This window comes from Microcoleus sp. N3A4, assembly GCF_036701805.1.
GTDB lineage: Bacteria > Cyanobacteriota > Cyanobacteriia > Cyanobacteriales > Microcoleaceae > Microcoleus.
The window spans coordinates 51396-62328 of the sequence record NZ_JAUBRJ010000042.1; the positions used below are offsets into that span (position 1 = coordinate 51396).

Here is a 10933-nt window from a genome sequence, read left to right on the forward strand (position 1 = left end):
TTAGAGTATCGTGTAAAACCACTTTTTGCGTCCAGGATGGTTTTGTCGTTCCCCTCTTTTTAAGCTAGCAGGTTCATCCTTAAGGCAGATGAATAGATATGAATTTAAAAGGTAGATTTAATCATAGTTACAGTTAGATAAAAGGAAAAAAATATCATGAGCGATGACAAAAAAACGGTACATGAACCTGATGCTAACCTTGACCCGCTGTCGGGGGAAACGGGGGCTCATCCAGTGGCAACGGGTATCGGTGCGGCGAGTGCGGGTGCTGCGGGTGCTGCGATCGGCGGTGCGATCGGCGGGCCTGTGGGAGCAGTTGTAGGCGCAGTTGTGGGCGCGTTTGGCGGCGGTTTGGCGGGCAAAGGTGTGGGCGAGGCGATCGACCCCACGGTAGAAGATGCTTACTGGCAAACCAACTACAGTTCCCGTCCTTACGCCGACACGAGCGCGACTTACGACGACTATCAGCCTGCATACCGCACCGGTTATGAGGGATACGGCCGCTATGGCACTACTGGTAAGAGCTTCAACGAGATCGAAAACGATTTGCAGCGCGACTACGAAACAAATCGCGGTAAGTCTAATGTGACTTGGGAAAAAGCCAAGCACGCCACGCGCGACGCTTGGGATCGGGTGGAACGCGCTGTACCGGGCGACATTGACAAAGACGGCCGTTAAGGGCTTACGTTAAGTATTTCTCAGTCTGGGACGCACACAAACTCAAGCATTCCGGGTTTTTTACCCCGGGTGGGGAATGCAGCGAAGTGTTTCGATCGAAAAACCCGGTTGCTGCGTCTTGGACTGTTTTTGATATCTGGCACTATTTTCAACGCGAGTTTAGCAAAGTTTTTGGGGATTTTCAGCCCTTCTCTACATCGGGGAGGGTATTTTTATGCTCCGTTGAAATCGCGTTTTTCAGCAAGATTTTTATTTCATATCATGTTCGATCGAGTGACCGCGATTAAAAGGGCGGGTTTTTGAGATTGGAGATTCTTGGCAGATATGTTTCGTGAGGGGAGCCCCTACCGTATTAGGGGTAATCGACCGGACATGATATCACACGAGTACGAGCCACAGAGCGCGAAGCGAGATGTAGAGGCTTTGCTGTGCGGGACGATCGCACTCCTAAAAAACGCTTTTTACAAAATCGGGATGCTTCCGTTTGAGATTAACATTTTTTTTTGACTGTTAGCCTTAAAATTAAACTAATTCAGGACTGAGGCATCGATCGCATATTTCTGTCCTTGTTCGCCATGCACATGAGCAATCGCAGCCGGAGCGTGAAAGCGTTCGCGGCCTCAAATCCGATAATTGTTAAAAATCTAAATTCTCTCATTCAAAATCGGTATAAATTGTGGATGAAATGCTGGAAAGAGCTTGGACACTCAAGCAAAATTTAATTGACTTTGTGCTGGATGCTGAGGGAGAGTTGGCGGTAGCTTTGGAAGCTTTTGCTGCTGCTCGATCGACTGGCGAGCGCTACGACATTGCTCAGCAAAATCAAGTGATTGACAGTTTTACAGTTGAAGGTAAAGTCGGGGAGAAAACGCCGATCGACCTATTTGTCGAAAGTCAGCCGGATTTAACCCAGAGCGATCGCAGCTTGCTAGAAAGTTGGCGCCACAGAAGCTTCACCGGCTTATTTGAAATCACTCAGCTTTCCCCTGACAGCTTTGAACTGACGAACTGGCTGACGGCTAAGCACTACGTTGTTAAGCCCAACAGCGCTAATTTCCTGCAAGAAATGTCTCGCTTTAAGTTAGGAGAAATCTTGCGGGCTCGGATTGCTCCTCTCACCGATGACTGGTGGATACTTTCGGGCCCTCCGATACCGATGGGGAAATTGGGCAAGCCGAAGTTGGCGGTGGCGATCGGCAATTTCAAGCAAAATCACAAAAAGAACCTGTACAGCGATGCGCCGGAATTGTTAGAGCAAGCTTGGCAGTCGGTAGAACTGTACCACGAAGATTTTACCGAATTTTTTGGCAGCGATGAAGTGACGCTATCGGGATATCACCTGAATAAACAGTTGGCTGAATTTCAGGAATTCATCACTAAAAAACGCCTAGCTGGTATCGGCATTGATGAAACTAAATCTCTCGCGGATATCGTTGAAGATGCGGGAGTCGATCCAGAAGAAATTAAAGCAGCAGCTATAGCAGCAGCCGGTGCAGATCCCTCTTCAGTTGAGGTAGCGATCGATAGCGATCCTCACTCAAAAATGGTAATGCCGAAAGTCGAATTGCCCGATCGCTTCAAGAAAGCCGAACAGGTGACAGCACTTTCTCATCCTCGCTGGGGACAAACCTTTTTGTCTACTTACGCTCAATTTACTGCAATGCTAGCAGCCGAAGACTTTTCAACCGTTCCCGGTTACGAGAAGCTGGTGCTTAACTATCTAGAAGATCCTGGAATTAATGCCTGGATTTGGCAGCGGTTAGCTAAAGTTAATCCAGCGAAATTATCACAAATTTTGCAAACTGTATTGGCACGCACCGACTTTCAGATCGATCGGGATTTAGATGCCCTGCTGCAAGAGTTTAAAAAACCATTAGAACCCGAACTCCCGGAAATTGCCAGCGTTCCCTTGCACCTGCACAACTTATTTCAGGAAGCTTTAGGCGAAGTTCACAAGTCAAAGTCCAAACCGCAGGAGAAAAAGAAAAGCTCTAAAGGCTTTAAATCCTGAGCAACTAAGTTCGCGACCTACTGCTATACCCCTCACACAATAAACAATTCAACAAGCTCGCAGCTAGCAGTTACAGCGTATCCCAGGTTTATTAACAGCAGTAGGGACACGGCGAGTGCCTAAGTCACTACGGGGATTGAGCGATGGGCGGGTGTCATTCATCAACGTGGAATCTGCTGTATCTTGTGTCCGGCAATACAAATCAAATAGCTTTGCAGTCAGGACTTCAGTCATTTTTCACCCGGTAAAAAGAATTGAAGTCCTGACTGCAAACACCTTTTTTTTAATCTTCAACTCGTCGGACAGCCATGCGTTGCAGCGGCAGGCTGAGTATGCTAGAAACAGTCAATAAGTAAGACAGAACAGTAGTCAGCTTCAAACTGAGCAATAACCAGCTATCTTCAGGTAGGTTAAGTTTCAGCCCGAAAACAGAGATGCAGTAGACTATCGAGTAAGTAAAGCTCATCTTGATCAGGATTTCTTCGCTCAAAGTGCGATCGTCCGTTGGCTGCGAGTTGCGATTATCGCCCAGCAGGACTAGACCCGCAATAGAAGCCACAAAACAAACCATAACGAGATAGTCATGCCAGTTAAGCTCAACCATTTCTATACTCCGCTTTTATCCGTATTTTTGGAATCAGACATCAGTCTAAAGGATAAGTTTTCCCGCTCAAAGCAATAGTTACAAATTGAAACAGCCGCAGTTACAAATCGCAATGAAAATTTACCGCAACCGCCAGCCACAAGCTCGTTTAGTCAGCCGCAAAGGACAGTTCTCCTTAAATATTGTCAAGTTGGGAGTACCTCGCCTGCATTTTGCCGACCTCTACCACAGGCTGCTAATTCTTTCTTGGCCGCGATTTTTCATACTCATTTGTCTGTCGTATACAGTCACGAATTCTTTATTTGCCTTAGCTTACTTGGCGGGAGGAGATTGCATTGCTAACGCGCGACCGGGTTCTTTCAAAGATGCCTTTTATTTCAGCGTGCAAACAATGGCGACGATCGGCTACGGCGCTATGTATCCGCGCAATGATTACGCTAATACTGTAGTCGCGATCCAAGCGCTTTTTGCTTTGTGGGGAGTGGCAATGGTGACGGGACTAGCTTTTGCTAGATTTTCCCGACCAACAGCTAGAGTTATCTTCAGCCGCGTAGCTGTGATCGCTCCTTTCAACGGCGTTCCGACTCTGATGTACCGCACGGGAAATCAACGTTTCAACCAAATTTTAGAAGCGCAGCAGCGAGCTACTTTGATCCGCGACGAGGTAACATCGGAAGGAGAATTTATGCGGCGTTTTTACGATTTGCAATTGATGCGGAGTCACTCTCCGATTTTTGCATTAACTTGGACTGTTATGCACCCAATTGACGAGAGCAGTCCTTTGTACCAACTTACTGCAAAAGACTTGATGGAACAGCAAGCGGAAATTGTAATTACGTTAACAGGAATTGACGAAACTGTTTCGCAAACTATTCACGCGCGACATTCTTTTGTGGCATCTGAAATTATGTGGAATATGCGGTTTGTAGATATTATTTTGAAATCGGCGACGGGAGGGCGGGTGGTTGATTATACTCGGTTTCACGATGTGAAGCCTGTTGAATGAAAGTTTTGATTTAGCCACCAGTGCTAGAATACCTGTATGGCAAAAAAAAGTTAATATTTATGAACTCAATAACTGCAAATACGACACTGAAAGAATTGCAACCGCAACTCTTAGCTTTAACTCCCGAAGAGAAGGCTCAAGCTATAGAATTACTAGCCCAAAGTTTAAGAAAATTTTGGTCGGGAATTCAAAAGACTCCCGGCGTGTGCGGCGGCGATGCTTGCATCAGACAAACGCGAATTCCTGTTTGGGTGCTGGTGAATGCTCGCCGTTTAGGTATTTCTGAAGCTGAACTCCTAGAAGACTATCCGACTCTGCGTGCCGCTGATTTGGCGAATGCTTGGGCTTATGCTGAGGCATATTCTGATGAGATTGAAATAGCAATTCAAGACAATGAGGAAGATTGAAAAGTGGCGCGTTTCTATGCAGATGAACAATTTCCGAAGCGGGTTGTGGAATTGTTGAGGACTTTAGGTCACGATGTCCTTACCGTACAGGAAGCAGGAAATGCTAATCAAAAAATTCCTGATGAAGAAGTGTTAGCTTTTGCAGTGAGTATTGACCGCGCTATTTTAACGCTCAATCGCCGTCATTTTATCAGGCTGCATACATTAGAACAAGACCATGCTGGTATCATTGTTTGTAAAGATGATTCAAATAGGGAACAGTTGGCTTTACGCATTAATGAAGCTATTGCTAATCGAGAATCAGTGAGAAGTTTACTGATTCGAGTTAACCGTCCTTCGGAGTGAGTAGAAATGATAGAATACCTTGGGTATGGAATTCAAAAGACTCCCGGTGTCATGGGTGGTGCCGCCTGTATCCGAAAAACGCGGATTCCTGTTTGGTTGTTAATAAGCTATCGCCGTCAAGATGCCACCGATGCTTATATTTTAGAAGGTCATCCCGATCTCTGTGCAGCAGATTTGGTGAATGCTTTTAGTTATGCTGAGGCATATCCTGATGAGATTGAAACAGCAATTCAAGAAAATGAGGAAGATTAAAAAGTTACAGGTTTCTATGAAAATAAACAAAATACCCCTCGTACTATGCGAATAATTCATACTGCTGACTGGCATTTAGGGCGACGTTTTCGAGGGATAGATCGCACTTCCGAAATTGCGATCGCCCTCGAACAGATTTTGAAGCAAGCAAAAGCCTTGGATGTCGATGCTGTGCTCGTTGCGGGCGACATTTTCGACGTGCCCAACCCTCCCGCTTACGCCGAACGCATTGCTTATAACTTTTTCTGCGAACTCCAAGCGGCAGGAATTCCCGCAATTGCGATCGCCGGTAATCACGATTCGGCATCCCGCATCGACAGCATCGCGCAATTGCTTTCCCTCGCAGGTGTTCGCGCTTTAGGCAAACCCAGGCGATCGGCAGACGGCGGCACGATTACTCTCAATACAAAAAGCGGTAAACTTTGTGTGGGAGCGATGCCTTTTGCTTCCGAACAAAGACTGTTAGATGCTAATTCTCTCTGGCAGTCTGGCGATGCCGATCGCCGAAAAGATTACCGCGAAATCGTAGCATATTTACTAGAAGATTTAACCAGAGAGTTTAGAGACAATACTGTCAATATTCTCATGGGACACATGAGCATTGACGGTGCTCGATTGGCAAAATCCGAAGTCGCTTATTACACGCGAGAAAAATACCTGCTGTCATCGCAAACTCTGCCGCCGGAAGCTCAGTATATTGCCCTCGGACACATCCACATTCACCAGCGGATTTCTCAGACTTCTCCCGCTTATTATTCGGGTTCTTTGATTCAGTTAGATTTTGGAGAAGCGGAACAGGAAAAAGGATTTTGCTTGATAGAAGTTGAGCCGGGAAGTCAGGCCAAGGTGGAATTTAAGCCTGTGACTTGCCACAAGCCGTTAAAAGTGCTTAAATGTCATAACGACAATCTCGATGAAACTTTACAAGCTCATCAGTATCATCCTGGTTTCTTGAAAGTAATTGTCGAACTGGACAGTCCGCAAATCGGACTTGCCGATCGAGTGCGCCAAATCTGTTCTCAAGCGCTGTTAATTGAACCGCGCTATCCAGATGCAGCCCTAGAAGCAACAGAAATAACTAATATCGATCCCAATAATTTCGATCCGGCCGCAGAGTTTTGCAACTATTATCAAAACAGATTGGGAACGACACCGAAACCGGAAGTATTGGAGGAATTTCAAAATTTGTACAAGAAATTTAAGGAAACAGTTAACAATTAAATACTCTTGTCTCCGCCTTATTTTAACAGGTTTAACTGGTTCCCAGGCTCCGTCTGGGAACCGAGATCCAGAGGCTCTGCCTCGCGCTTAAATAGGAAAATTGGAGGCAGAGCCTCCGAATCTGTGTTACCAGGCAGAGCCTGGTAAAGAGTAATAGAAAGCCCAAATCCAAAATCTAAAATCAATATGCGTCCACTCGAACTTATTCTCGAAGGATTTACCAGCTTCCGCCACGAACAGCGTTTAGATTTTTCTCAACTCGATTTGTTTGCAATTACTGGTGCTACAGGTGCGGGCAAATCTTCACTGCTAGATGCCATGACTTACGCTCTTTTTGGCACGACAACTCGCAGCGGCAAACAAGTTAGTGATTTGGCAAGTCAAGGCAGCGAAAATTTAAAAGTGCAGTTGCGTTTTTCTGTGGGTTCGGCACAGTATCGGGTGACGCGAAGGTGGCGTTTTCGTCCGAAATCTCCCGAAAATAAGGTGATTTTGGACAACTGGCAAAATGGTCAATGGGAAACTTTGGGGACGAGTATCGTTGCCGTTCAAAATACCATCGAACAGATTTTAGGAATGGATTTTGATACTTTTACGCGAGCAATTGTTCTGCCTCAAGGCAAGTTTGATGAGTTTATTAAAGGGGATACTTCAAAACGCCGGGAAATTTTGCGGCAGCTAGCGGGATTTGAGATTTTTGAGCAGATGCGGAAGGAAACAAATGAACTCGCAAAGTTGCTGAAACAGGAACGGGAAATGGTGGAAAGGCAGCTAGCTGAGTTGAGTGCGCCGACGGCGGATGAGGTGGCTCAAAGACGATCGCAACTTTTGATTTTAGAGCAGCAGTTGCCTGAGTTCGATCGCGCTGTGATGAAAGCTCAGAAGGATCTAGATGAAGAAGAACAGCTATTTTCGCAAATTGTTCGCTGGCAAGAGCTGCAACAAGAACTGGCTAAATTAAATGCTAATTCCGCTGAGATGAAAATTTTAGCACAGCGTTTAGAAAAAGCGCAAGCTGCCAATCATTTACAGGGAGATTGGGCTTTAGTGCGATCGGCTCGCAGTCAGTATGAAACTGCCGAAATTACCTCGGTGGCAGCGCGAAAGCAGTTAATTAAAGCTCGTTCCGAGCTGGCAGTAGAGCAGCAGAAATTTGACGGGGCAAAAGCCAAAGAAAAGACCTTAGCGCCACAAATTAAGGCTCGCGAAGATGCTCTGGCTGCTGCTAAAGTATATGAAGAACAGCGCGCTCAATTAGAAAAAGAAGTTGCGCTAGCCCAAAAAATTCAACAGGAAAAACTCCGCTTTTTTCAAGCAGCAGATAAAGAACTGCAAGCTGCTAACACTAAAATTCAAAGTGCGGGTTTTCGAGTGACTCAAACAGCCGCACAGCTCGAACAGTATTCGCCGGGAGGAAAGCGTTTAGAGCAATTGCAGCAAATTGCACCCTTATTGATGGAATTTCAGCTAATTGCCAAGCAGGGAAAAACTCAGCAGCAACAGTTGGATAAATCTATTGCAGAGAAGGAAAGCGCTCAACAGAATTATGTGGAGGTTGCCGCTAATTTAGAAGCAGCCGAAATCCGACTAAAAGAGTGCGACAGCGTGTTAGAAGCGGCCCAAACCGCTAATGCGGAAGCGGCACGTTTAGAGAGTGTTGCTGCTGTCAGAATGTCGCTGAATTCTGGCGATACTTGCCCGGTGTGCGGGGGGGTGCATCCTGAGAGCGATCGGCTCCCTCCTTTGCCCAATTCTAATATTGTCGATGTCGCTGGTTTGCGGCGGAAATTGGCGGATGCAAATCAGATTTTTCAAGCTGCTCAAAGGTTGGCGGCTGAGGGGAAAAGTGCAGTTTTAGCCTGCCTGCAAAAAGAGTTGGAAATTACTCAAATGTTGGAATTAACCGCGAATAGAGTTGCCGAATTGCAGCAGCAAATCGCTCAAGTTCTGGAAAATCCTCAGTGGGAAGTGTTGCGGTTGCAGCAGGAGTTGGCAATACTTAAAGAGAGCGATCGCCAGTATCGCGAAACCGAGCAGCAGTTCCAACTCGCATCATTAGAATATGATAATTTTCAACAAAGATTTAATTTTGCAGTGGCGACTCAAGCAGCTAAACAGCAAGAATATCAAGATGCGATCGCCGAATCCGACCGCCGGCAGCAGCAGTTGCAAAGTTGTGTAAATGCGCTTTATCAAATTACCGAATATCAACCTTATGCTAATTTAGCAAAAGCCTTAGAACAAGACAAGCAAGACTTGGCAAATCTGCTGAAAGTTGCCGAAAAATCCTATCAAACTGCTCAAAATAAGGTTATTCAAGCAGCAGAGAGAGAGCAACAAGCTGGAGAAGTTTTTGGACAAGCCCAAGCCCAGAAACAGCAGCTCAACCTGGATTGGTCAGCAAAATTAACAGCGGCTGATTTCACAGAAGAGACATTTTTAGCAGCGGTTGCGACTGTTAAGGAACAATCAAAATGGGAAAATGCTATTCGCTCTCACCGCGAATCAAAAATTCAGTTAGAGACGCGGGCGAAAGATTTGAGCGAGGCGATCGCAGGCAGAACTACCGATGACAATACTTTAGCACAAGTGCGATCGGCAAAACAAACCGCCCAAGAAAACCTCAAACAAGCCAACAACAACCGCGCCGAACTATTAGCTTGGATTCAAGTAGCAGTCCAAAATCTCGAACAAGCCGAAAGACTGTCACAGCAAATCACAAATTTCACAGAACAAGAGCAAACTTATCACACCTTAGCGCAGAATCTCAAATCTAACGAATTTCAATCCTACATTTTAGAACATTTAGAAGCAGAATTAGTCGGCAGCGCCACATTAATTTTGCAAGAATTAACCGAAAATCGCTACAAATTAAAAAACCAAGACGGCGAATACTGGGTAACAGATAATTGGAACGGCGGCGAAGCCAGACGAGTGCGAACACTTTCCGGTGGCGAAACCTTTGCCACTTCCTTATCAATGGCTTTAGCTTTGTCAGAAAAACTTTCTCAGGGAGCTCACTTGGGCAGCTTATTTCTAGATGAAGGATTTGGCACTTTAGATACCGAAACTCTCGAAAGCGTTACTCAAATTTTAGAATCTTTGCGGCAGCGAGAAAGGCTAATTGGAGTGATTACCCACGTTCGAGGATTGGGCGAAAGATTGCCCGCACAAGTTAAAGTGTACAAATCGCCGCAAGGTTCTAGAATAGAAATTGAAAGAGTTTAACTCTCTGCTTGTTGCGATATATTGTATTTTTTCTAGGATTGTGTTTCTTCCTCTGTAAAGATAGGAGGCCACAATTCAGAAACGGGCAATTCCCAACCGGGGAAAAGTTCTGGTACTGTTAAAATATCGCCATTTTCTAAGATTTGCGGTTCGCCAGCAGAGCGATAAATCTTCACTGTTTCTGCATCAGGATCGATCGCAATTCCGACAATCGCTCCGAGCTCAACAAACTTCAAAACCTTGGTTTCGATTGGCTGTATGCGATCGCTTTGAGACTTAATCTCTACCACCAAATCGGGAACCAACTGTCCGAAATAACGCGGACTTTGGCGCAATCGTGCGGCGCGCACAAAGGAAACATCGGGGGCTTTGACGTTAGTATCAGGCATAATAAAGCCACCTGCGGAGTCAAAAACTCGTCCGAGACGGCGGGGATTTACCCAAGCGAAAAGAAAGGCAATGAGACGGCTGCTGATTTCACTGGATACGATGTCAGATGGGCCCATAATTGAAAGTTTCCCGTCTTCTAGTTCAATTTGGTAATCTAAACCAGCTTCAGAAAAAGCAGTTTGAACTTGCTCAACATCTTTGACAGTCATCGTTGACATAGGAACTTTCTCCCGTTATGAGCTGATATTTCATTTTAGCACGATCGCAATTTTCAACCTATAATTTAGTCAAAAATTTAGACTTTTTACTTTTTTGTCGGCACTTGCTAAGTTATAATTATCATCACAATAGATACTTTTTGGATATAGTAAAACTATTTTTAAAATCATGTCAGCCAAAGATATATTTCACAACATAGTACGTTTGGCTTTGGAGAAAGATGGATGGACAATTACTCACGATCCTCTATTTCTCAAAGTAACTTCCAAAGTAAAAATACAGATAGATTTGGGAGCGGAAAAATTACTTTCTGCCGAAAGGGGGATGCACAAAATAGCAGTAAGTAGCTAGACAAAATTAATTACATAGTTTTCTCCAAATTCTTTCAGGATTTTTTCCACAGAGGTAACAAAAGTACCCCAATTCTTGTAAGCAGATATCTCAATCCATTCATACTTAATAAACCGCCATAAAATTTCAATTAAATTTAATTCAGGAGAGTAAGAAGGCAACTCAAAAAGAGTAATATTACGTTGTTTCCACTCTTCAAGTTTATCAACAATAGCATCACT

At 45.0% G+C, this 10933-nt stretch carries 12 protein-coding genes; 9 read left to right on the plus strand and 3 right to left on the minus strand.

The window, feature by feature from the left end:
* Positions 1 to 156: 156 nt before the first annotated feature.
* Both QUA56_RS22480 and QUA56_RS22485 read left to right on the plus strand, forming a co-directional pair.
* The gene (locus QUA56_RS22480; protein ID WP_333361762.1) at positions 157 to 678 is read left to right on the plus strand and encodes a hypothetical protein; all 522 of its coding nucleotides are present in this window, start codon (positions 157 to 159) and stop codon (positions 676 to 678) included.
* A 685-nt stretch (positions 679 to 1363) separates the two neighbouring features.
* Entirely contained in the window at positions 1364 to 2689 is a 1326-nt protein-coding gene (locus tag QUA56_RS22485; protein WP_333361796.1) for a hypothetical protein, read from the plus strand.
* A gap of 283 nt (positions 2690 to 2972) precedes the next feature.
* Here QUA56_RS22485 and QUA56_RS22490 read toward each other — a convergent pair whose 3' ends face one another.
* Positions 2973 to 3293 carry a hypothetical protein gene (locus QUA56_RS22490; RefSeq protein WP_333361766.1) on the minus strand — a complete coding sequence of 107 codons (321 nt, stop codon included), beginning with the start codon at positions 3291 to 3293 and terminating at the stop codon, positions 2973 to 2975.
* A gap of 112 nt (positions 3294 to 3405) precedes the next feature.
* On the opposite strand from QUA56_RS22490, the gene QUA56_RS22495 reads away from it, so the two are divergent.
* The 6 genes from QUA56_RS22495 to QUA56_RS22520 all read left to right on the plus strand — a co-directional run bounded on the left by QUA56_RS22495 (position 3406) and on the right by QUA56_RS22520 (position 9752).
* Positions 3406 to 4299: an ion channel gene (locus QUA56_RS22495; RefSeq protein ID WP_333361768.1), complete on the plus strand. Its 894-nt coding sequence runs from the start codon at positions 3406 to 3408 to the stop codon at positions 4297 to 4299.
* 59 nt (positions 4300 to 4358) lie between these two features.
* Positions 4359 to 4706, plus strand: coding sequence for a DUF433 domain-containing protein (locus QUA56_RS22500; protein WP_172184331.1), 348 nt, complete (start codon positions 4359 to 4361; stop codon positions 4704 to 4706).
* A gap of 3 nt (positions 4707 to 4709) precedes the next feature.
* Positions 4710 to 5051, plus strand: a complete 342-nt coding sequence (locus QUA56_RS22505; protein WP_333361774.1) for a DUF5615 family PIN-like protein — start codon at positions 4710 to 4712, stop codon at positions 5049 to 5051.
* Between the two features lie 6 nt (positions 5052 to 5057).
* Entirely contained in the window at positions 5058 to 5303 is a 246-nt protein-coding gene (locus QUA56_RS22510) for a DUF433 domain-containing protein (RefSeq protein WP_445242937.1), read from the plus strand.
* A gap of 45 nt (positions 5304 to 5348) precedes the next feature.
* The gene (locus QUA56_RS22515; protein ID WP_333361777.1) at positions 5349 to 6524 is read left to right on the plus strand and encodes an exonuclease SbcCD subunit D; all 1176 of its coding nucleotides are present in this window, start codon (positions 5349 to 5351) and stop codon (positions 6522 to 6524) included.
* 186 nt (positions 6525 to 6710) lie between these two features.
* The gene (locus QUA56_RS22520) at positions 6711 to 9752 is read left to right on the plus strand and encodes an SMC family ATPase (protein ID WP_333361779.1); all 3042 of its coding nucleotides are present in this window, start codon (positions 6711 to 6713) and stop codon (positions 9750 to 9752) included.
* 32 nt (positions 9753 to 9784) lie between these two features.
* On the opposite strand, the gene QUA56_RS22525 is transcribed toward QUA56_RS22520, so the two are convergent.
* Positions 9785 to 10360: a Uma2 family endonuclease gene (locus QUA56_RS22525; protein WP_333361782.1), complete on the minus strand. Its 576-nt coding sequence runs from the start codon at positions 10358 to 10360 to the stop codon at positions 9785 to 9787.
* 169 nt (positions 10361 to 10529) lie between these two features.
* Between QUA56_RS22525 and QUA56_RS22530 the strand changes: the two genes are divergently transcribed.
* A complete protein-coding gene (locus QUA56_RS22530; protein ID WP_445242938.1) occupies positions 10530 to 10712 on the plus strand; it encodes an element excision factor XisH family protein in 183 nt (60 codons plus the stop codon).
* Here the strand turns inward: QUA56_RS22530 and QUA56_RS22535 are convergent.
* The coding region (locus tag QUA56_RS22535; RefSeq protein WP_333361785.1) for a transposase at positions 10709 to 10933 on the minus strand (225 nt) is incomplete at its 5' end. The two genes, QUA56_RS22530 and QUA56_RS22535, sit on opposite strands and share 4 nt — an antisense overlap.

Excerpts from the sequence above, each read along its gene's own strand:
- QUA56_RS22480 (WP_333361762.1), top strand. The coding sequence starts at position 157 with ATGAGCGATGACAAAAAAACGGTACATGAACCTGATGCTAACCTTGAC.
- QUA56_RS22485 (WP_333361796.1), top strand. The coding sequence starts at position 1,364 with ATGCTGGAAAGAGCTTGGACACTCAAGCAAAATTTAATTGACTTTGTG.
- QUA56_RS22490 (WP_333361766.1), bottom strand. The coding sequence starts at position 3,293 with ATGGTTGAGCTTAACTGGCATGACTATCTCGTTATGGTTTGTTTTGTG.
- QUA56_RS22495 (WP_333361768.1), top strand. The coding sequence starts at position 3,406 with ATGAAAATTTACCGCAACCGCCAGCCACAAGCTCGTTTAGTCAGCCGC.
- QUA56_RS22500 (WP_172184331.1), top strand. The coding sequence starts at position 4,359 with ATGAACTCAATAACTGCAAATACGACACTGAAAGAATTGCAACCGCAA.
- QUA56_RS22510 (WP_445242937.1), top strand. The coding sequence starts at position 5,058 with ATGATAGAATACCTTGGGTATGGAATTCAAAAGACTCCCGGTGTCATG.
- QUA56_RS22515 (WP_333361777.1), top strand. The coding sequence starts at position 5,349 with ATGCGAATAATTCATACTGCTGACTGGCATTTAGGGCGACGTTTTCGA.
- QUA56_RS22520 (WP_333361779.1), top strand. The coding sequence starts at position 6,711 with ATGCGTCCACTCGAACTTATTCTCGAAGGATTTACCAGCTTCCGCCAC.
- QUA56_RS22525 (WP_333361782.1), bottom strand. The coding sequence starts at position 10,360 with ATGTCAACGATGACTGTCAAAGATGTTGAGCAAGTTCAAACTGCTTTT.
- QUA56_RS22530 (WP_445242938.1), top strand. The coding sequence starts at position 10,530 with ATGTCAGCCAAAGATATATTTCACAACATAGTACGTTTGGCTTTGGAG.